This is a genomic window from Lutispora sp. QWL-02 (genome assembly GCF_058315355.1).
This window is the reverse complement of sequence record NZ_CM177762.1, coordinates 2,538,281-2,560,003: the sequence shown is the minus strand read 5'-3', so window position 1 is coordinate 2,560,003 and position 21,723 is coordinate 2,538,281. Positions and strand designations below refer to the sequence as shown.

Sequence of the window (21,723 nt, the reverse complement as noted above, 5' to 3'; positions counted from 1 at the left end):
TGCTTCGCTAACAAACTCTAAGTCCCTTCACAATGCAATTTTATATCAGCCATTAGAACAGCTATTGCAGTGGAATCAATTTTCTGCATAAGAAGGCAGCCAGAAGCAAAATTCAGTTCCCTCTTCCTTTACGCTATTTACTGTGATATCGCAGCCATGTGCATTTATTATGCTCTTTATTATTGACAGCCCCAGACCAATCCCTTCTATACTTTTATCCTTAGATTTTCCTGCCGTATAAAATCTATCCCAGATAAATGGCAGATCTTCTTCGGAGATACCTTCACCGAAATCTCTGACACAGATATATATTCTGTCATTTAATCTATATGAGCTTATCAGTATATTGCTATGATCGTAGGAGTGTTTGGTCGCATTGGTCATAAGATTGATCAACACTTGTTTTATTCTGTTTTCATCTGCCAGGCATAACAACAAGTCATCATCAACCTTGTTATACTTTATGGAGATATCTCTTTTGACTGCCAAAGGCAGTATCTTGTCAATAGTCCGCTTTATAAGAGCATCTATACTGAAGGGAGACAGCTTCAACTGTATGGACCCTGCTTCAATCTGTGAAAGATGCAGTATTTCATCCACCATCTTTCTTAACCTTTCTGATTCCTCCAAAATTATATTCAAATATTTTTCTCTATCACTATCTGTTTCAGCCAGGCCATCGATCAGAATTTCTGTATAGCCCTTGAGATAGCTGAGAGGTGTTCGCAGCTCATGGGACACATTTGCAATAAACTCTCTGCGTATTTGTTCTACCCTCGAAAGTTGTCTGGCCAAATTATTTATGGTTTCTCCCAGTGTAATTATCTCCCTGCTGGACTTAAGATGTATTTTCGTATTATAATTACCCCGGGCTATCTCCTTGGCAGCATCATTAATTTTAATCAATGGGTCGGAAAAGCTATGCGACAATAGAAGAGCAATAAGTGAAGATATTATAATAGCTCCTATAAATATATATAAGAATTGAATCTTTATGGCTTGAATAGTCGTTTCCAGGGGCTCCAGCGGGGTTACTATATATACTGCTCCAATGATTTCTTGAAGTGCTCTGCTTTCAATCTCATTCTCATACAGCTGCTTCTGCTTAACATCCCACAGAGGCTCCTGGCTCCTCTTTATCGGCACGCCTATTATAAGGGAATCAAGCCCCTTAAGCATTTTATTCTCATCTTGAATCTTTTCACCATCTAGTATGTCATCCAAATACTTTAGCCCAAAAACCCACCCTTGCTTATAATCTGCACTTCCTGTAATATATGTTATTCTACCGCTTATGCCGGTAACAATGATCATATCGTTCACATTTCTAATAGCGTCTACATAGGGTATATTAAAATTATATTCATTTCTTCCCAGGGCTCTTGCGATGTCCTGACCAATCTTTTCGACCTCTTTTACTTTTTCATTAAAATAAAATGAATAAAGAAATCTTGTTTGAAAAACCATGCTCATAAAAAGTATGCAAAGTATTGTAACGATAATTCCGCTCCAGAGCTTTATCATAATACTGTTATGCTTCATTTCGGTACCTCAAATTTATATCCTACTCCCCAAATTGTAGCAATGCAGCTGTTCTTGCCTCCTAATTTTTCCCTGATTCTCTTGATATGAGTATCAACTGTTCTCGGGTCTCCGTATTGGTCGTATCCCCATACTTTTAAGAGCAATTGCTCCCTGGTGAAAACAATATTCTGATTTGTCGACAGAAAAAGCAAAAGCTCATATTCTTTATTTGTAAGATTTATAGTATTGCCATTAATTTTAACTTCTCTTGACAAGGTATTAATACTAATACCTCCGATATCAAACTCACTTGATATCTCTTTATTTTTGCTCTCAGCTCTTCTCAATAGAGCTTTTACTCTTGCAACTAATTCTCTGGGACTAAAAGGCTTTACTATGTAATCATCTGCGCCAAGCTCAAATCCAAAAAGCTTATCGAATTCCTCTCCTCTTGCCGTCAGCAATATTATCGGTATATCTGAGTTTTTCCTTATTTCCCTGCATACGGTCCATCCATCTATCTCCGGCAGCATGATATCCAAAATAATGATATCAAAGTGAAAATTCTTGAAAATATTTAGGGCTTGTTTACCATCAACGGCTTCATATGTTTCAAAATTTTCTTTTTTAAAAGCAATCCTAATAAGTTCTCTCATCTTGGCTTCATCTTCCACGAGCAAAATTCTAATAACCTTTTCCAAGAGAAACTGCCTCCTTTAATCAACTCCCCTGAAGTAATGACCTTTTGTATGTCCGATATTTTTTATTCGTTGTATCACATCAACATATTTCCCACCATCTTGATTTCTGAAATCTTTATAAAGCTCTATAATTTCCTTGATTTCTCTTGTCTTCTCCCTATAGAAGTCCATTCTAAACCTCTTGACACCTGTTTCGATGATTCTATTCATATACTCTGCCATAAATAAAATATGACTGTTCAGCAGTTGTGTCTTATGATCATTGCAATATATAGGGAATACAGCTCCTCTTTCATCCTTCAGACCATATTTGCTCTGCTTGCTGCAGTCTTTGCATCCGTCAGATGATGAAAGCGGGCAGTATTCCATGGTCATCAATGGCAATTGGCCGTAAACCATAAGCTCCATTCTGCTTCCATAATATCCAGCCATAGGCTTAATCTGTTTTAGTGCAAGCTCTACAGAGGGGCATATTACATGAGCACCCATTTCCATATATACTTCTAAGCTTCTTTTATTAAAAACATTCAGGCTATAATTGCCTGTTACTTTCAATCCAGGCTTTATATTTGCAAAGCTTAGCTGGCTGATGTTTGATATGACTATTCCGTCAAAATTGTTCTCTTTTATTATTTTGCGGTATTTTTCAATCTCTCCATCCTTTATAATATTCGGAAGAAGAAAAAATATATCCGTATTGTTTTCATGGCAGAATTCCACAGTTTGGGGTATCCTGTCTTGTGTTCCGTAATAAACATAATCAATGCCGGCCTCTATTGCAGGCTTAATATTTTCATACTTCCACAAAGAAGCACCAAATAAAATTTTATTATCATCACGCTTTTCGGGAATGATATCAATCCTAAAATTTGCATTGCTTATATGAATATCTTTGCGCTTATTTCTGCAGGATAAAGCTTCATCCATCGCTTTTAGTGCATCTCTTCTTAATTCGTTCAATACGCTCATGGGTGCATAAACATTGCTGTCCATATGAACTTTTATATCCTCAAATATATATGGAGTGTCGCCGGTTTTTTTCAGTTGTGCGATGGCTTTTTCCTCTGTTATAGACGCTTTTTCCGCTATCTCAGCTATATGCGCACTTTGCAGTTCAACGTTGTGGCCCTCATGATCCCATATTTTAATACTTGGATTATTTCCTGACCTGATAAACAACTCCGCGCTAAGAAATACTTTTCTCCTGTTTTCATAAAAGTATTCTTTGATCGCTTTATCGTTAAGAGCTTTATCAAAAGTCTTATATACCGGCAAGCCCGGAGTTAATTTTTTATCCGCATTAATGATCAAGGCTCCGGCAGCATCTCTTTCCGCTGAATTTATATTAAAACCTGTGCTGACTCCATTTCCCAGCACAATTTCAATGCCATCTCCCTTGTTTATGGTACCCCTGTCAACAGATATTCCCGCTTTGCCGTCTTTTTGCCACAATACCTTGCCTAACAATATTCCCCTATTGCTTGGCTTTGTTGTATTCACTATTTCGGATTTTTTTTCATTGAATAAAAATCCATGTGTAAAACCTCTGTTAAATGCGCTTTCCAACGCCCTATAAACATCATCATCAATTTCTGCTTTGCCTTTTTCTATAATATTATTTAAAGCTTCTTTATAATGCTTCACAACTACGGCTACATACTCAGGGCGCTTCATTCGCCCCTCGATCTTTAAGGATTTAACACCGGCTCTTATTATTTCATCCAAATGCTTTATGGTGTTTAAATCTTTGGTGCTCAATAAATAAGATTTTTTGTATGAATCCGACTTATTATCATCCATGTCAATTAAAGTATATGCTTTCCTGCAGGGTTGGGCACATTTCCCTCTATTTCCGCTTCTTCTCCCAATAAGGCTGCTCATAAGACATTGGCCCGAATAAGATACGCATAGTGCCCCATGGATAAAGATTTCTATCTCTGCAGATGTATCTTTAACTAAGCCGCTGATTTCCTTGATATCCATCTCCCTTGCCAACACAAATCTATCGGCTCCTAGACCTCTAAGTATATTCACACCATCCCTATTATGTATGGTCATCTGAGTGCTGCAGTGCAAAGGCATTTCCGGGAAAAATTTATTTATCAAGTAGAGAAGGCCTATGTCCTGTATAATTATTCCGTCAATATCGTTGTTATATAAGAATTCTGTATATTTCAACGCATCCTCTAATTCATCATCAGATATCAATATATTCACCGTTATATATATCTTAACATTTCTGATATGAGCATATTTTACAGCTTTTATAAGCGTCTCCTCATCAAAATTATTTGCAGAAGCCCTTGCATTATACTTTGTTCCGCCAAGGTATACAGCGTCTGCACCGCTCTCAACCGCTGCAATAAGTGATTCAAAATTACCTGCAGGAGCAAGTAGTTCTATATTCATACAAAGAACACATCCTATAAAAATTAATATAATTATGAGCTGATATTGTTTTGATTTCTGTTGCTTTTATTATGTCTAAAAGATTTAAGTTCATCCAGCTCCTTCTTGGCCTTCAGCAGGTCAATCTGGCTTTCAAATAGTTTGCTCTGCATTTCCTTCAAGGCAGATCTGGAAACATCAAGTTCAACCTTCAAGTCTTTATTCTCTTTTAATAAATTCTTATGCTCCTTATTGATTACACCTAATTCAATTTGGTTTTTGGTAAGTTCATCCTGGATGATCAGGTATTGCTGTTTAAGAGCATCCATCTCCTTACGGATGTTTTCCAGTTCTTCAAAGGGAACAGCTATTTCATCTTTTAACGCTTTATTTTCATCAGATAATACACTGGCTTCTTCTTGAGCCTTATAAAGAAAATCCGCCATATTCAAAGCAGCAAGAACAGCTATCATCGTAGTGCTGTATCTGCTGTTTCTGCTGCCAATATCCCTCATTGTTTCATCGACCTTTGCTGCAATGTAGTTTATATAATCTTCTGAGCTTTCTCCAATTATTGTGTATTCACTGCCAAAAATATTTACTACAACCTTTTTTTTGGTATTCATATAATACAACTCCTATCTTTTAAGAGTTATTGCAATTTTAATATATATTCTTTATAAATCATGTATTTCCTTCAAAATAAATAGAATTAAAAAATATCATTGATTTTAAACCTGATCACAGAAATCAATATTGCCAATGCTAAACAAAAATAACCGTAGCTTAGTATGATGAATATATGTATTATAGAAAACCCGGGCTTTATAAAAACAAAGCTTCCTATGATAAAAGCTGCAATGTAGCCCAAGGCTATGCTGACCAGCAATATCAAAAATCCATGCAGCGAAAGCTTATTAAACAGCTTGATTCTTATTTTATCATCGCTTACGCCGAAGGTTTTCAGCATGTATATTTTTTCTTTTTCAGTTTTTAAATAATTGCTTATGCCAAAAGCATATGTAGTTATACCTATCAACGTACACATTATGATCAATAAGCATGCTGGGTTCAGGTTATCCTTCAGCCAGTCCTCTATAAACAACAGCTGTTTATATTCACGGGCTTCATATATGTCTGATCCATATCTATCATACAATATTTTAGAGAGCTTGTCCCCACTATCATCTTTTTCGGCTTTTGGAACCACTATCGATATCCAATTATTATCATAACTGTCTGAAGAAAATAAATCGTAGGGTATATAACATACAGATTGATCATAGAAATACGGGTCTTTCAGAACTCCTATCACCGAAAGGCTTCTTGTGTTTCCTCCGATATTTATATCTACATTATTGCCTACAGCATTTTTAGTATTAAATAAGTCTAATGAGGCCTCTTCATTGATTACAGCAACAGATTTGAGCGAGGACACATCTTCATCATTTATCAAGCGCCCATATAATATTTTTTTGTTCTCAATGTTCCAATAAAGATGATTTATTCCCACAGCTTTTATCTGAATATCCTTAACATCAGAAGACAGAGAGCCGGAACCTTCACAAGCAAATATCAATTCCTCAACGTTATTGAGCTTTTCTTTGAACTTATCTCCATCTTCCCAGTTCAGCACATTCTTTGATAATGTTAAGCTATCTTTATCCTTAAGCCCTGCCGATAAAATGCTTTTATCATCTTTCTTATAGCAGGCTGTTGCATTTTCAGTTCCTCCCCGGTATATTGAAAAGCTTGCAGTAAGCAAAACCAATGCCGCTATTATTCCTATTGCAGGGAAAAACATAAATATAGTATTGTCATGAATAAACTTAAATAAAGCTCTTTTCATATACATACTCCTTAATAATGAATAACTTTTTTAACCTCAGGCAAATACTCTGTAAAATCTGTAAAAACTATAACAGTTATGCCCTTTTCGACGAATTTCGATATCAATTCTGCTGCTTTGCCGTAATCAGCAGGCCTCAGCCAGAGAAAAATATTATCGACAAGCAGCAATAACGGATTATTTATGGCAGCTCTTGCAAAAGATACAATCATCTTCTCCAATTTGTTCAATTGCTCTATGCCAAACATACATTTTTCTTCCATCCCCAATTCTTTCAATATGTTATGCCCTAATTCTTGAGCTTTCTTATGAGAGCAAATATTCTTCATCCAGAATGTCACGTTTTGGATCACATTCAAATCTTCAAAAAGTATGGGCTTGCTAAACACATAACCTATTTTGCCGGCTCTGATATTATCCAGTCTGCCATATTCCGCTAAATTTATATTTTCATAGTCATATACATATTTCCCCTTGCTTGGCCTTTCAAAGCAGCCAAGCACTCTTATAAAATCTCTTTTATCTTCCGTGCTAAGCCCTGTTATGCAGATCAAATCTCCCTTTTTTACGATAAGATTGATATCCTTTAAGCTGTCATTTATTGTAAGATTATCCGCCCAAATAACCATGTCTTTTATTTGAGTAATCATTTAATCTCATACCTCCACAATCTGAAGGAATTCTTTTCTCTCATCCTTTCAGAAGGATTTACAATATATTGATCTCTGCTTATGACGCCTTTAGTGATCTCAACATCAAAATCGGTCTTAATTCCGGTTTCTACATAAGTTTTGTTAGCTATGCCGTCTTTTAAAATATATATGAACTCATTATCATCTCTATCTTTAACTATAGCCCTATAATCAACCGTTACAGCATTTTCTTTACTGTTGAATATTAGCTTAACACTGGCCTTATAACCTACTTTGGCAACAGGGTCAGGATTATTAATCTGCACCTTCACTTTCAAGCCTATCTCTCTTCCTGAATAAGTATCTGGGCTTGCAATCTCATCAATGCTGTAAACACTGCCGTACAGCTTGTTCTTTTCTACGCCCGGCATTGTAATTTCAGCAATGTCGCCCAGCTTAATATATGATGCATATCTTTGATTTACCACCATATCTATATAAAGCTCCGACAAATCATAGATTGATATATGTGGTCCATTTGAATTGACCTTTTCCCCTTCTTTTAATTCCAGATTAATGACTTTACCATCGATGGATGCAGTATTTGTTTCCTTTGCTTTATTATATAATTCGCGAAGCTGCAGCTTTATCAGCTCTATATTATTTGACAGGCTTTCTTCATCGTTCCTTTTATTCTTATCATAATTCAATGCAAATTCTTCATTTTTTTCTTTATCCAACTCGAATTCTTTCTCCATAAGCTTAAGCTCAGCAGAAGCTTTTTTGTAGTTATACTCCTCAACTTCCAAATCTTTTTTTGACAGATAGCCTTTTTCATACATTGACCGGCTTACATCCAAGTTCTCCTTTATCTCCTCTATATTGGCCCTGAGCTTCATAATGTTTAACTCTGATTCTTCTAAAGCTAACATATTTTGGGCATTATCTTTTTCCAGGTTTGAGGTTCTGGCAGTCTGGAGTTCCAATTCTGCCTTTTTCAGCTCAATTTCTTTGCTTTTTATATTCATTTCAAGGCTGTTGTCATCTATTTCGAATAGGGTATCTCCTTTATTAACAATGCTGCTTTTCTCTATGTATAGCTTTTTTATTAGTTGACCTCCGGCCACGGTTATATCTTCTCTTGCTTTGGCCTCAACAGTCCCGTTTACCACTATGGATTGCACCAGATCTCTTTTCGCTGCATAGGAAACACTAGTCTTTTCTAATCTCATAGCAGGTTCAATTATATATACTACCGAAGTGATAAACAAAATCAGGACCACTGCCAGTACAAATTTAATATAACTTTTAAACTTCATATGATTTACCCCCTACAGCATTTATTTAAATCAATACAACCAGCATCTTACTCTTCTGTCTTCGTTTATCTGTATCAAATCCGGCATTTTGTCTCTGCAAACGGGCTTTGCTTCAGAGCATCTGTCATGGAATCTGCAGCCTGAAGGATAGTTAGAAATGCTTGGCACATAGCCGGGTATGGAAAACAACTCATCCCTCGATATATCAATTCTTGGAATGCAATTCATCAGCCCAATCGTATAAGGATGAAGAGGCTCCTCATATAAGGATTGCACTGATGATTCTTCCATAACCTTGCCGCAATACATCACGATGGCCCTCTCGGCATATTGGGCCACCAATCCTAAATCATGGGTTATGAGCAAAACAGACATTCCTATTCTATTCTTCATATCTTGCAGCGTATTCATGATTTCAGCCTGTATGGACACATCCAATGCAGTAGTCGGCTCATCCGCAATAAGGAGCTTTGGTTTGCAGCTTAAAGCCATCGCAATCATTATTCTTTGCCGCATACCGCCACTGAAAGATCCCGGCAAATCCCTATACCTTTGAGGCGAATCAGGAATGCCTACTTCCTCCATAAGCTCAATAGAAATGTCTTTACTGTCCTTGCGTGAAGCCATCTTATGTATCAACAAACTCTCTCTAATCTGCTCTCCTACTGAAATAGCAGGGTTTAGAGTGCTCATCGGATCTTGATAGATCATTGATATATCCTTGCCTCTTATTTTAGATAGTTTTTTTTCCTTCATATTCAAAATATCCTGTCCATCAAATATGATCTCCCCGTTCATCACTCTTCCGCCTTCATAGCCAATCAAGCCCATTACCGACAATGCTGTAACACTCTTTCCACTCCCGGATTCACCAACTAAGGCGACTATTTTCTTCCTTGGTATATCAAAGCTGACACCATCAACAGCATTTATTAATTTATCCTTCATTAAGAAAGAAACCTGCAGATCTTTTATTTCTAATAGAGACTTCATTGTTTATTTCCTCCCGTGAAAGAATATATGATTGTATCCAGCAGCATCTGACCCGTCTGCCTGAGCTTTACAGAATCTATTTCATCAATGCTGTCTTGCTGTGTCATTGCAATCTCATCTGATATATAACTGTCCAATATCATCGGCTGGCTTTCTCTGCTGGTGAAATCAATTGCTGCAGGGCTATATAACCCTCCGAATAAAAGCTTCACCTCATTTTTTTTGGCGTTTTCTTTCAACATCTTAACAAATTTTTGCTCTTGCTTGTTATTGGGAAAAATTTTCGAATTATCCACAAGCAATTTGTTTGTACCTTTGTAGCCCAAATTCATTAAATCTATATAAAGTATCCTTTTATTTTTATTGATTATATATTTATAAAAAAAGTATTTAGATCCTCGGTCATGGGTCATATTGCCATCCCAAAAAGCAAAAACTATGCTCCGATCCGGCTCAACCCCGCTCTCTGAAATTGCTCTGGCTATCTCCAGAGATACTGCAGCTCCTGCTGCTCTTCCTGCGGCAGGATATTTAATATCCTGATCGTAGCCCACTCCATCCAGATTGCTCCCGATAACAACAAACTCATTATTCTTGCTTTTATCTGCACCGGGAATATATCCAATGACGCTTCTTGCGGCTACATTTTGCTTTTTCTCAATATTAACAGTAATTCGCACCTTGCATTTACCCATCCTCATCAAACGATCTCCCGCCTCCGAAGACAAAGACAATGTTAATACATCATTAAAGGTTTTGTTGATGATATCGCTTTTATATTTTATATCCCTGCTTGTCCAGTCATCAATATATATTATAGCTCCGGGCTTTGCATAAAAGGATAGGGCATCATTTAAGGAAGTAAACATTCTTGGATCCATATATCTTGCATCTATAATAAGAGCCTTTCCCTTGTAACGCTCAGCATTAAGTTCTATTTCTCTGACCTCAAACCTCCTCATTTCAAACAATTCAATATCTAATATGCCATCATAGGAATTACTTGAAGTCACCATATAATCCTCTCTGAATTTAAATAATAATTCTTGAGGCCTATCATCATCTATCAACCTGAACTCTGCATTTTTTATATTAAATACTTCTTCAACCACATTTTCATGTACATATTCCCCGTCAAAAGCTTCTAAACCGTATTCTTGAAGCTTACCGGCAATATAACCGGAAACATGGCTGTCTTTATCGCTGAAGCCTGTCAAGCGGCCTTCGTACTTCTCTGAAGTAAGCTCAGATACAATCCTCATCACATTATTATCATCGAATTTATACGGGCTCTTAAACTGGGGAAAAAACACTATTAAAAGAACAAAACAATAAAAAGCAAGTTTTCGTATAACACATTTTCTATATTTGTCGAAATTTCTTATTTCATGGACCAGCCTTATAGGTGATAAAAAAGAAGGAATTGCTCTGATAAATGTGATCACTTTTGAGTTTTCTTTTTCAAACTCTATTTTTAAACCTTCTCCTGTCATATTAAAGCCAATTATACTCAATGCAAAGGCTATAGACGGAAATAATACAAGGTAGCTGTTTTCTCCCCTGTAGAAATATTTCGAAAAAGCCAGCATAGAAGTCCAATCAAACTCTAAAGGAACTCTTAAATCCCCTTCTGAATTTTCATAGCCCCCGCTGAATGCCAATCCAAAAACGCCTAATTGGCATAGAGTCAGCAATATTAAAGCAGTTTCAAGGAAAAATAATACAAACATTGAAGGTATTAAATGGGGCAAAATATTTTGCAATGCAATCTCTAATTTATTCTTTCCAATGGCAATTTCTCCTTCGATAAAGTCCTGATGGAGTATTTCATCTATCCTCGCCCTGAGCATATGAGCTAACTTGCTCCAGCCCAGCACCGAAAGCAAAACCATATTTGTATAGCTGGTGCTTTTGAATATCTCTTGAAATAAACTGATCCGCGATAAAACAATGATTACTATTATCAGCGGAAAGGCGCTGAACATGGTGTTGAAGAAGCTTATAAAGTTATTGGCAAATCTTACCTTGTATGCGGCTGCTATTGATAAGGGCAAAGCTATCATAAGCCTTATTGCCGCTATGCTCAATGCTGAGAATATAGTCAATCTGCTCCCATATACTATTAAGCTTTTCACATCTCTGCCTCTGTGATCTGTTCCAAAAGGATATTCTTCGTTGGGCGGAATAGGAGGCACGATTATTGTGCCCTTGCCGTTTTCATTTGAATATTGAAGCCTTTCTCTCCCATAGGGATCTGCATCGGAGAAATGCTCCGGGTAAAAACACATTGAAAGAAAGAATAATAAAATTGCTGCACCAATAAAAAGGGATACATTTATCCTTCTCATACCGCTTCCTCCCTATAGGATCTCTTTATAATCATATTTATTAAACCGAATAACCCGTTTAAGGCAAAGTAAATAAAACCGATTAAAATAATAATAATTGCAGAGCTTCTGGCATCGCGCATGGTGATATGATTCATAAGAGCAGTAGTTAATCCGGGGTAAGAAAAAACATATTCTACAATCAAAGTGTTGCTTATTATAAATGATGATATGTTCGGCAATCCCTCGACAATAGTTCTTATTGCATTTCTCATGACATGGTTCCATAGAATTCTGTGTGAAGAGCACCCTTTGCCTCTTGCAGCAAGTATATAATGTTTTTTAAAGCAATCCTCCACCGCCAGCGCAGTGATTCTTGCAATATAAAAAGCAGGTAGTATTGACAATACGATTATAGGCAGAAAAGAATGGCTTATTGTTTTTGAACCAGCAACTTTGAATATGTGTATGCCTTTTTGATTTAACCAAATCGCAAAACCCTGCATGATTGCAGCTATCAAAACATCGGGAAGAGATATGGGCAATATAGAGGTAAGGATTTTTAGTGAAGAATTGGTTTTTTTGCCTTTATTGCTGTCTATTATTCCTTTTAATATTCCAAAAATCAATGCTATGGTTATGGAGGCAGAAAGAAGTAAAGCAGTTTTCCCGGAAGCTCTATACAGCAGCTCCACCAATGATTTCCCCTTAATATTCTCTCCAATATTAAATTCCAAAAGAGAAACAAATATAGAATTGCTCCTTTTGAGAATCATACTGACAGGATAATTATAAACAATCCTGCCGTTTTTAATTTCCCATTTATAGCCGGTCGGAATAGAAAAGATAAAAATACTTATGTAAGTGAAAGCTATTAGGATAGTTATCCCATAAAACATTTTTTTAATAATATGTTTCACTCTATTCAATGTAAAACCACCTTTAACTGTAAGTAAGATGACATGCCACTGCATGGCTTGATGAAACATTCATCAAAAAAGGTTTTTTGTTTTTACATATATCTGCAGCTTCATAGCATCTGGGGTGAAAAGGGCATCCATCGGGTACATTGACCGGACTCGGTATCTCATCCTTTAACGCAATGGTATTATTTCTTCTGTTAGGATCAGGAATGGGAGCCGAAGAAATTAATGCCTTTGTGTAGGGATGCTTGCATTCATCAAACAGCGTCTTTACATCTCCGTATTCGACAATATTGCCTAAGTACATCACGGCAACCTTATCAGAAACGTGCCTTATTACGTTTAAGCCGTGAGCAATAAATAAATAGGATACCTTTATTTCTCTTTGGAGCTCACAAAGCAAATTTAGTATTTGGGATTGAACTGATACGTCCAAAGCAGAAACCGGCTCATCACAAATAATAAATTTGGGTTTTACGGCTATGGCTTTTGCTATGCCAATCCTCTGCCTTTGACCGCCGCTGAATTCGTGAGGGAACTTGTCCATATCGCTTTCGCTCAGTCCCACCATATTAAGAAGCCTCTTAACTTCATTATTGTAATCATATTTGGATACGATCTTATGTATGCTCAGCGGCTCAGTCAAAATATCTCTTATTGTCATTTTCGGATCTAATGCTGCATATGGATTTTGAAATACAACTTGAATGCTTTTTCTTAATTCTCTCATCTCTTTATGATTTAGGCTGCTCAAGCTTTTACCTTCCAGAAAAATTTCGCCTGAGGTGGGTTTTATAAGGTTTAATATGAGCTTTCCCGTGGTCGTTTTGCCGGAACCGCTTTCGCCTACCAAGCCCAAGGTTTCACCCTGACGGATGGAAAATGATATGCCATCTACAGCCTTCACAAACTTGCTTTGCTGAGCCTTGGCATCATAAATCTCATAATATTTTTTTAGATCGACTACTCTCACTATTTCCTGCAAAGCACTTCACCTCTCACCATAAGCAGGTGACATAGATGCTGCTCATCCATGCCACCTTAATAATACTAGCTCCTTAGCACTGCTCCAACCTGATTAGTCAGAGAATTCAATATTTTATTATGGACCTTTGTAATATCTTCTTCGGTAAGCGTTTTCTCATCAGAGCGGTAAACTATGCTATAGGCCATGCTCTTATAGCCCTCTTCTATCTGTGAGCCTCTATATATGTCAAACAGCTTTACCTCATCAACAAGCCTTCCGCCCTTATTTCTTATTATTTCTTCAATTTGGCCTGCAGTAACTTCCTCTTCAACTACCACTGCTATATCTCTCTCAATGGAGGGATATTTGGGAAGGGGCTTATATTTTATGGTCAGGTCAATCTGACGGAAAATTTCCTCAAAATCCAGTTCAGCGATATATACCCTGGATGGAATATCATAGTTATCCAGCACATCCGGATGTATTTCTCCCAAATAGCCTATCCTCTTATTATTTATCAGCAGCTCAGCTGTCCTGCCCGGATGAAAGCTTTCATGATTGGAGGGAAGGACTCTGTACTTGCTGATATTTAAAATGGACAACATGTTCTCAATAATACCCTTCAAATCATAAAAATCTACATTGCCATAAATTCCTATGGTCAAAGTATCTCGCTCATAAGCTAAATCCTTCAAGGGCAACTCTTCTGACAGATATACCTTGGATAATTCATAAAACATTCCTTCTACTATCTTTCTATTATAGTTCCTGCTTATAACCTCAAGGATGTTTGGAATCATTGTAGTTCTCATTATGCTTTGTTCTTCTCCAAGAGGATTTAATATTTTTATCGCCTTTCTCAAGGGGTTCTCTGCCTTCAGGTTTATCTGGTTGAATACGGCCGGACTCACAAAGGAATATGTGTAAGCTTCATATAAGCCCTGAGCTTCCATATTACCTCTGATAATATTTCTGATCTGCTGCTTAGCATCCCTTCCGCCTTGGGTAAAGGTTGTATCCATAAGCTTAGACGGAATATTATTATATCCATATAATCTGGCTATCTCTTCAATCAAATCAGCTTCCATCGCCACATCATCTCTGAAAGTCGGAACTTTTATTTCTAATACTTCTTCACCAGCAACCTCAAATTCCAGAGATTCCAACATTTGTTTGACCCTGGCAACAGATATGTCTACGCCTAAAAGCCACTTTACCCTGTCGTTCCTTAAAGTGATCATCCTTTTTTCTTTTTTAGCAGGGTAAATATCTATTGTACCTCCTACAACCTTTCCGGCATCCAGCGCTCCAACAAGATGGCAGGCTCTGTCCATCGCAAGGGATACGATCTCCATATCCAGACCCTTTTCAAACCTTGAAGAAGCCTCTGTCCTCAAGCCCAATTTTTTCGATGATAATCTTATATTAACCGCATCAAAATTAGCACATTCGAAAGCAATGGTTTTAGTATCTTCTTTAATTTCGGTGTTATAGCCGCCCATAATCCCTGCAATGCCTATTGCCTTCTTCCCATCTGCTATAACCAGGATTGAATCATCCAAATTTCTTTCATTTTCATCAAGAGTGGTGATCTTCTCATCCTTTTCCGCTCTTCTCACAACTATTTCTTTGTTTTCAAGCATATCAAGATCATAGGCATGCATCGGCTGCCCTGTTTCCAGCATAACGTAATTGGTTATATCAACTATGTTATTTATTGGCCTTACTCCAGCCTTTAAAAGTCTTTCCTGCATCCATGGAGGAGAGTTTTTTATCTTTACATCTTTTATCACCCGTATTGCAAATCTAGGGCATAAATCAGCATCCTTCACGCTGGCAGATATATAATCGGATGCTTCTCCATCCTTTACAGATATTGCGTCGCTGGGGTATTTCATTTTCAACCCAAAGGTTGCAGCAGCTTCTCTTGCTATGCCCAATATGCTAAGGCAATCCGGTCTGTTATTTGTAATCTCAAATTCGATTATTTTATCGTCCAGACCCAGTACTCGCTTAATATCTTTGCCGAGAGGGTATGCCTGGTCCAGTATATATATACCGTCAACCATATCAACGCCGCTTGGAAGGCTTTCTGCATCCAGTCCAAGCTCATCCGGCGAGCATAGCATGCCGTTTGATTCAAGACCCCTTAATTTGCCTCTCTTAATTTTTATACCGTTGGGCAAGCTGGCTCCATGAAGTGCAACGGGCACATAATCATTTTCTCTTATATTTGTTGCTCCGGTGATTATTTGGATAATTTCACCGCCTACATCGACCTTTGTCACCAATAGTTTATCTGCATCGGAATGAGTGCTGATTTCAAGTATCTTGCCGACAACAACCTTATCTATATTCTGGCCTACCTCTTCCACACCTTCAACCATGGAGCCGGACATGGTCATTCCGTCTGCAAATTCTTTTATATCCATATCTATATCAACATAATCTTTAAGCCATTTTATTGGTACAAGCATCTATATTCTCCCCTCCTAAAACTGATCTAAGAATCTCTTATCATTTTCAAACATAAGTCTTAAATCGGAAATATCATATTTCAACATTGTGATCCTATCCAATCCCATACCAAAGGCAAAACCGGAATATACTTCAGTGTCTATGCCGCAATTTGCAAGCACATTGGGGTGAACCATGCCTGCGCCCAATATTTCAATCCACCCGGTGTATTTGCATATGCGGCAGCCGGCTCCTCCGCAGGCAGAGCAAGTGCAATCCATCTCAGCACTGGGCTCAGTAAAAGGAAAATGGTGGGGCCTAAATTTGGTTTGAGTCTTTTCACCATATAACTTCTTAGCAAATATCTCTAAAGTACCCTTAAGATTCGCCATAGTTATTCCTTTGTCAACGACCAGGCCTTCTATTTGATGAAACATCGGTGAGTGTGTAGCATCGATCTCATCTGCTCTGTACACTCTGCCAGGTACAATAACTCTAATAGGCGGTTTTTGCTTTTCCATAGTCCTAACTTGGTTGGGGGAAGTTTGAGTCCTTAACAATAATTCTTCAGTTATATAAAATGTATCCTGCACATCTCTGGCAGGGTGATATTTGCTGTGATTAAGAGCATCAAAATTATAGTAAGCCTTCTCAATTTCCGGCCCTTCAACCACAGTAAAGCCCATTCCGATAAAAATATCCTCAATTTCATTTAATACCTTGGTCATCGGATGCCTGTTCCCCAGCTGCTTCTTTTTGCCGGGCATAGTAACATCTATAAATTCGCTGCGCAACCTCTTTTCCAGGTCTTTTCGCTTTAAACAATATGCTGTTTCCTCAATCTTGTCATTGATCTGATCTCTGACCTCGTTTGCCAGTTGACCCATGAGGGGCCTCTCCTCAGGGCTCAATTGTCCCATGCCGCGAAGCAGCTGAGTCAATTCTCCCTTTTTCCCAAGATATTTGATCCTGATTTCTTCAAGCTGCTGCGAATTTTCCACATTATCAATTTCGACAATGGATTCACTTTTAATCTTAGCCAGCTTATCTTTCATATATAAAACTCCTTTCAATAAATCATTCAACAAAAACAAAAAAACCTCAACCCCAAAGGGACGGAGGTTTCCGCGGTACCACCCTAATTGCCTTACGTACAGGCCACTCATAAATTAACGGTTAACACCGTCAGAGCTTACTGAATTTCAACTCTGAATCTCCGGACCGAACTTCAGATATATATGGTAAACGGTACTCCCAGCCATGGTACCATATCTCTTGTACCTTGATATAACCTACTTTTTCCTTCATTGACTTTCTTATCTAGTTTTGTATTCAGCTTATTCTGAATTATAACATATGGTATTCTTTATTACAATAATGGTAATTTTTTTTTAATCACCTTGCAAGCCTGTGCCTCATAATTTCATACATCAATATGGATGCGGCCACACCTGCATTTAAAGATTCCGCTCTGCCGATCATAGGTATGTTTACCTTTAAGCTTGCTTTATCCATAACAGCATCAGTCAGCCCCTTGGATTCATTTCCTACAATTATCACATTTTTGTCTTTATATCTGATATCATAGCAAGGCATACCGTCATGGGGAGCTGCGGCTAACGTCAAGGCCCCCACGCTTTCTAAAATTCCCATCACATGTTCAAAATCCATATCAGGAATGATGGACATATGGAATAAAGAGCCCATAGTTGACCTTATAGTTTTACCAGAATATATGTCCGCACAGCCTTTTGACAGAATAGCCATATCAAAGCCGCAGGCATCTGCAGTCCTGATTATAGTACCTACATTGCCCGGGTCCTGCACTTCTTCCAGCATTACAATATTGAAAGATTTCTGCTTGATGAGCGAGGTCATATCATAATCTCTCTTCTTTCCTATGCCTATTACCCCTTGAGAGGTTCTTGTTTCACTTATGTCTAGAAATAACTTTTTTTCCATCCCATAAACCGGAATTTTTCTTTTGGTACAGGTATCAATAATATATTGTATATCCGGATTGTACAAAGCTTCATCATGATAAAATACGTGGCCAATATCCGCATTATATCTTATAGCCTCCTGTAAGAGCTTAATGCCTTCCAATAAATACTCCCCGGCTGCATCTCTATATTTCTTTAATTGTAAAGATTTAGCATGCTTAATCACTTTATTCTGACTGCTGGTTATAATTTTCACTGCAATTCACCTTTAATCAATTTTTTTCTCTAATTTCAGCAAATCTTCGTTGCTTCCTACAACGACGAGTATATCCCCTGCCTCGATAGTGTCCTGGGCCCTTGGAGAAACATTTATGCTTCCGTTGTCATTATTATTTTTAATCGCTAAAACGTTAATGCCATACTTTGCTCTCAGGTTCAGGTCTTTTAGGTTTTCTCCAATCCATGAGGGAAATACTTCGAATTCAAGGAGGCTATAATCCGGCGATAACTCAATTATATCGAGTATATTTGTAGCAATAAGATTGTGAGCTACCCTTATGCCCATATCTCTTTCGGGAAAGACGACCCTATCGGCGCCAAGCTTTTTTAATACCTTGGCATGTACCTCATTTTGAGCCTTTGCTACAATATATTTCAAGCCCATTTCTTTAAGCATTAAGGTAGTTATTATGCTTGACTGAATATCATCGCCTATTGCAACGACGCCGACATCAAAATTTCTTACCCCCAGGGAGCGTAGTACGCTTTCATCTGTGGCATCGGCAGCAATAGCGTGAGTGACCTTATCCGATATCTTCTGGATCAATTCTTCATCCATATCAACAGCCAACACCTCATGTCCTATATCATATAGTCGTTTTGCAAGAGCGCCGCCAAAACGCCCTATTCCGATAACAACAAATTGTTTCATTATTAACCTCCTTAGCCCACCAATATTTTATCTTCTGGGTACTTTAGATTGCTTTTATGCCTGGATGCTCTTTGAGCCAGTGCCACTACCAAAGTCAGAGGTCCTACTCTTCCTGAAAACATCGTTGCAGATACTATTAGTTTGCCAATAAGGGAAAGATTCGGACTATAATTTAAACTTAATCCAACGGTTCCAAAAGCAGAGGCAGATTCATACATAAGAGTAAGGAAATCCGCATTCTCAGCGATGGATAGAATCATAGTTACGCCTGTGACAATAAACAAGCCTGCAGCAGTAACAGCGAGAGCCCTATAAACAATGGTTTTGGAAATCCTTTTTTCAAAAACCTCCGCATCTTCGCGCCCTGTGATTACAGATACTACAGTGAGGAAAAGTATCCCTGCAGTAGTAGTTTTAATACCTCCGGCCGTTGAACATGGAGAACCTCCGATAAACATCAATATTATGGTCAAAAATTTAGATGATGAAGTAAAGGCGGCATTATCAATTGTATTAAAACCTGCAGTTCTTGGAGACACAGAGTGAAACAGAGAGGAAAGAATCTTTCCTGACAAAGGTAAGCCCCCCATCGTGGCAGGGTTATTATATTCAATCATAAACAAGAATAATGCTCCGACAGTGATTAAAAATCCGGTTACGCTCAAAACCACCTTGCTGTGAAGAGATAATCTTCCAAAGCTCCTGTTGTTATATATGTCCATCCAAACGGTAAATCCTAACCCGCCGATTATGATCAACAGCATTGTGGTAAAGTTGATGACAGCATTATTTACATATGGGCTAAAACTCTTAAATCCGCCTATCAAATCAAAACCGGCATTGCAGAAAGCTGAAACGGAATGAAAAAGCCCCATGATCATACCCTTCTTCATTCCGAACTCAGGAACAAAAACTGTAGAATACATCACGGCTCCTGCAGCTTCAATTGTAAAGGTGGCTATAATAATGCTTTTAGTCAGCCTGACCAAGCCTTCAAGCTCATCCAGGTTTAAGGCTTCCTGCATCATAATTCTTTCCCTTAGTGTTATTCTCCTCCCAACAAGCAGCGATAATAAAGTTGACATGGTCATGAAGCCCAGCCCGCCAATTTGTATTAATGCAATTATAATCACCTGGCCAAAAGGGGTCCAATGTGTAGCAGTATCTACGACAACCAAACCCGTCACACAAACAGCAGATGTGGCTGTAAAAAGAGCATTTATGAAGCCAACACTATTTCCATCTTTCGAAGCCATCGGTAGGTTTAAAAGAATAGCCCCGGACAATATTATAGCAGCAAAGCCTATGACTAAAATTTGTGACGGTGATGCGTTAATTGACTTTTTAAGAAAGCTCAACTTTATAATATCTTTCACCTCTTACAGACGTCTTTTATGCTCTGTAATAATATAATTCATAATACTCATAATAAATATTCCTAGGTCCTCAGTTTGTTAATAATTATATATATTTTAAACTTTTCCACTAAACATTTCAATCTTGATCCTATATGCCAAAATAAGATCAAAGTCTTAAAAATGAAAAAGACCTTTCGGTCTTTTATGCATTTATTTTTTCTTTAGCTATATCGATCAATTTGGCAAAGCCTGCTTCGTCATTAATCGCCATTTCAGAAAGCATCTTTCTATTTATCTCAATGCCTGAAAGCTTAAGTCCATTTATGAATTTGCTATAGGATAATCCATTGTTTCTAGCTGCTGCATTTATTCTTGCTATCCATAGCTTTCTGAAATCTCTCTTTCTGAGCTTTCTCCCTATATAAGCAAATCTTAATGCTCTGATAACCGTTTCATTGGCTATTCTATATTTTTTGCTTCTGGCACCTACATAACCCTTAGCCAGTTTCAATGTTTTTCTACGTTTTTTATGGGCATTTACCGCTCTTTTTACTCTTGCCATGTTAATGCTGCCTCCTTATGGAATTATTTATATGGTACTAATTTTCTGATAATCTTTGCCTCAGCTGGGCTGGCATAGCCTGTTTTTCTAAGATTCCTTCTTCTCTTCGAAGTTTTCTTAGTCAAAATATGTTGTTTAAAAGCCTTAGCTCTTTTTACTTTTCCTGATTTAGTAAAGCTGAATCTTTTTGCCGAAGCTCTATGGGTTTTCATTTTTGGCATTACAAAGTCCTCCCTTTTCTACTATTGTTTAGGCGCTAAAGTTAAAGAAAGATTTTTACCTTCCAGTTTTGCCGGTTTTTCAATAACACAATAATCCTTCAAAATTTCATAAAAACGTTCCAGGGCTTTTTCACCGTATGCTACATGGTCTACTTCCCTGCCTCTGAATCTTATGGTCACTTTAACCTTGTCACCATCGTGTAAAAACTTTTGAGCATTTTTTGCTTTTACATTAAGATCATGTTCCTCTATCTTTGGAGAAAATCTTATTTCTTTGATGTTAACAACTTTTTGGTTTTTGCGAGCTTCTTTTTCTCTCTTGCTCTGTTCAAAAGTAAATTTGCCATAGTCCATTATCTTGCATACCGGCGGTTTAGCCTGCGGAGCTATCTTAACAAGGTCTAATTCTCTTTCCGCGGCAATTTCAAGAGCTTGCCTGGAAGACATTATCCCAAGCTGTTCTCCATTAACATCAACTACTCTTACCTCTTTATCTCTTATATCTTCGTTGATTTGAACATCCTTATTGTTACTTATAGTTGATCACCTCCATAATATAATTGGGCAGGTAGAAAAATCCACCTGCCCATAATAATCAATAAACATGGACTATTTTACCTTACCAGCA

At 37.6% G+C, this 21,723-nt stretch carries 19 protein-coding genes and 1 other annotated feature; all 19 genes read right to left on the bottom strand.

Annotation, left to right across the window (positions count from 1 at the left end; all coding sequences use genetic code 11):
• Positions 1–75 precede the first annotated feature (75 nt).
• The gene (locus AC4HCY_RS11940) at positions 76–1,542 is read right to left on the bottom strand and encodes a sensor histidine kinase (RefSeq protein WP_323431448.1); all 1,467 of its coding nucleotides are present in this window, start codon (positions 1,540–1,542) and stop codon (positions 76–78) included.
• Complete coding sequence (locus AC4HCY_RS11935) at positions 1,539–2,213, bottom strand: response regulator transcription factor (protein ID WP_491096113.1); 675 nt, start codon at positions 2,211–2,213, stop codon at positions 1,539–1,541. The genes AC4HCY_RS11940 and AC4HCY_RS11935 overlap by 4 nt, the downstream gene beginning before the upstream one ends.
• Positions 2,214–2,240: 27 nt before the next feature.
• A complete protein-coding gene (locus AC4HCY_RS11930) occupies positions 2,241–4,634 on the bottom strand; it encodes a U32 family peptidase (RefSeq protein WP_491094331.1) in 2,394 nt (797 codons plus the stop codon).
• A gap of 32 nt (positions 4,635–4,666) precedes the next feature.
• The gene (locus tag AC4HCY_RS11925; protein WP_491094330.1) at positions 4,667–5,239 is read right to left on the bottom strand and encodes a cell division protein ZapA; all 573 of its coding nucleotides are present in this window, start codon (positions 5,237–5,239) and stop codon (positions 4,667–4,669) included.
• 86 nt (positions 5,240–5,325) lie between these two features.
• Positions 5,326–6,462 (bottom strand): ABC transporter permease, encoded by a 1,137-nt coding sequence (locus tag AC4HCY_RS11920; RefSeq protein ID WP_323431444.1) that lies wholly within the window; start codon positions 6,460–6,462, stop codon positions 5,326–5,328.
• A gap of 11 nt (positions 6,463–6,473) precedes the next feature.
• Positions 6,474–7,112 (bottom strand): ATP-binding cassette domain-containing protein, encoded by a 639-nt coding sequence (locus tag AC4HCY_RS11915; protein WP_323431443.1) that lies wholly within the window; start codon positions 7,110–7,112, stop codon positions 6,474–6,476.
• Complete coding sequence (locus tag AC4HCY_RS11910) at positions 7,109–8,413, bottom strand: efflux RND transporter periplasmic adaptor subunit (RefSeq protein ID WP_491094329.1); 1,305 nt, start codon at positions 8,411–8,413, stop codon at positions 7,109–7,111. Before AC4HCY_RS11910 ends, AC4HCY_RS11915 begins: the two co-directional genes overlap by 4 nt.
• A 30-nt stretch (positions 8,414–8,443) precedes the next feature.
• Entirely contained in the window at positions 8,444–9,406 is a 963-nt protein-coding gene (locus AC4HCY_RS11905) for an ABC transporter ATP-binding protein (protein WP_323431441.1), read from the bottom strand.
• Positions 9,403–11,754, bottom strand: a complete 2,352-nt coding sequence (locus AC4HCY_RS11900) for an ABC transporter permease subunit (RefSeq protein WP_491094328.1) — start codon at positions 11,752–11,754, stop codon at positions 9,403–9,405. Before AC4HCY_RS11900 ends, AC4HCY_RS11905 begins: the two co-directional genes overlap by 4 nt.
• Positions 11,751–12,653: an ABC transporter permease subunit gene (locus AC4HCY_RS11895; protein WP_323431469.1), complete on the bottom strand. Its 903-nt coding sequence runs from the start codon at positions 12,651–12,653 to the stop codon at positions 11,751–11,753. The genes AC4HCY_RS11900 and AC4HCY_RS11895 overlap by 4 nt, the downstream gene beginning before the upstream one ends.
• Before the next feature lie 22 nt (positions 12,654–12,675).
• On the bottom strand, positions 12,676–13,641 hold the full coding sequence (locus AC4HCY_RS11890; RefSeq protein ID WP_323431439.1) for an ABC transporter ATP-binding protein: 966 nt from the start codon (positions 13,639–13,641) through the stop codon (positions 12,676–12,678).
• A 65-nt stretch (positions 13,642–13,706) separates the two neighbouring features.
• Positions 13,707–16,100, bottom strand: coding sequence for a phenylalanine--tRNA ligase subunit beta (gene pheT, locus AC4HCY_RS11885; protein WP_323431438.1), 2,394 nt, complete (start codon positions 16,098–16,100; stop codon positions 13,707–13,709).
• 15 nt (positions 16,101–16,115) lie between these two features.
• Entirely contained in the window at positions 16,116–17,135 is a 1,020-nt protein-coding gene (pheS, locus tag AC4HCY_RS11880) for a phenylalanine--tRNA ligase subunit alpha (protein WP_323431437.1), read from the bottom strand.
• 53 nt (positions 17,136–17,188) lie between these two features.
• Positions 17,189–17,397, bottom strand: a binding site (T-box leader).
• Positions 17,398–17,475: 78 nt separating this feature from the next.
• A complete protein-coding gene (locus AC4HCY_RS11875) occupies positions 17,476–18,279 on the bottom strand; it encodes a TrmH family RNA methyltransferase (RefSeq protein ID WP_323431436.1) in 804 nt (267 codons plus the stop codon).
• Positions 18,280–18,291: 12 nt separating this feature from the next.
• Positions 18,292–18,954: a potassium channel family protein gene (locus tag AC4HCY_RS11870; RefSeq protein WP_323431435.1), complete on the bottom strand. Its 663-nt coding sequence runs from the start codon at positions 18,952–18,954 to the stop codon at positions 18,292–18,294.
• Positions 18,955–18,965: 11 nt separating this feature from the next.
• Positions 18,966–20,312 carry a TrkH family potassium uptake protein gene (locus tag AC4HCY_RS11865; protein ID WP_491094327.1) on the bottom strand — a complete coding sequence of 449 codons (1,347 nt, stop codon included), beginning with the start codon at positions 20,310–20,312 and terminating at the stop codon, positions 18,966–18,968.
• A gap of 202 nt (positions 20,313–20,514) precedes the next feature.
• Complete coding sequence (rplT, locus tag AC4HCY_RS11860; RefSeq protein WP_323431434.1) at positions 20,515–20,874, bottom strand: 50S ribosomal protein L20; 360 nt, start codon at positions 20,872–20,874, stop codon at positions 20,515–20,517.
• Positions 20,875–20,897: 23 nt separating this feature from the next.
• Positions 20,898–21,095 (bottom strand): 50S ribosomal protein L35, encoded by a 198-nt coding sequence (gene rpmI, locus AC4HCY_RS11855; RefSeq protein WP_323431433.1) that lies wholly within the window; start codon positions 21,093–21,095, stop codon positions 20,898–20,900.
• A gap of 21 nt (positions 21,096–21,116) precedes the next feature.
• Positions 21,117–21,632: a translation initiation factor IF-3 gene (gene infC, locus AC4HCY_RS11850; RefSeq protein ID WP_323431467.1), complete on the bottom strand. Its 516-nt coding sequence runs from the start codon at positions 21,630–21,632 to the stop codon at positions 21,117–21,119.
• Positions 21,633–21,723 lie beyond the last annotated feature (91 nt).

Bases quoted from the DNA above. Each gene is read 5' to 3' on its own strand.
- AC4HCY_RS11905 (WP_323431441.1), bottom strand. From the start codon at position 9,406: ATGAAGTCTCTATTAGAAATAAAAGATCTGCAGGTTTCTTTCTTAATG.
- AC4HCY_RS11920 (WP_323431444.1), bottom strand. From the start codon at position 6,462: ATGAAAAGAGCTTTATTTAAGTTTATTCATGACAATACTATATTTATG.
- pheT (WP_323431438.1), bottom strand. From the start codon at position 16,100: ATGCTTGTACCAATAAAATGGCTTAAAGATTATGTTGATATAGATATG.
- AC4HCY_RS11940 (WP_323431448.1), bottom strand. From the start codon at position 1,542: ATGAAGCATAACAGTATTATGATAAAGCTCTGGAGCGGAATTATCGTT.
- rpmI (WP_323431433.1), bottom strand. From the start codon at position 21,095: ATGCCAAAAATGAAAACCCATAGAGCTTCGGCAAAAAGATTCAGCTTT.
- AC4HCY_RS11930 (WP_491094331.1), bottom strand. From the start codon at position 4,634: ATGAATATAGAACTACTTGCTCCTGCAGGTAATTTTGAATCACTTATT.
- pheS (WP_323431437.1), bottom strand. From the start codon at position 17,135: ATGAAAGATAAGCTGGCTAAGATTAAAAGTGAATCCATTGTCGAAATT.
- rplT (WP_323431434.1), bottom strand. From the start codon at position 20,874: ATGGCAAGAGTAAAAAGAGCGGTAAATGCCCATAAAAAACGTAGAAAA.
- AC4HCY_RS11900 (WP_491094328.1), bottom strand. From the start codon at position 11,754: ATGAGAAGGATAAATGTATCCCTTTTTATTGGTGCAGCAATTTTATTA.
- AC4HCY_RS11915 (WP_323431443.1), bottom strand. From the start codon at position 7,112: ATGATTACTCAAATAAAAGACATGGTTATTTGGGCGGATAATCTTACA.
- AC4HCY_RS11910 (WP_491094329.1), bottom strand. From the start codon at position 8,413: ATGAAGTTTAAAAGTTATATTAAATTTGTACTGGCAGTGGTCCTGATT.
- AC4HCY_RS11870 (WP_323431435.1), bottom strand. From the start codon at position 18,954: ATGAAACAATTTGTTGTTATCGGAATAGGGCGTTTTGGCGGCGCTCTT.
- AC4HCY_RS11925 (WP_491094330.1), bottom strand. From the start codon at position 5,239: ATGAATACCAAAAAAAAGGTTGTAGTAAATATTTTTGGCAGTGAATAC.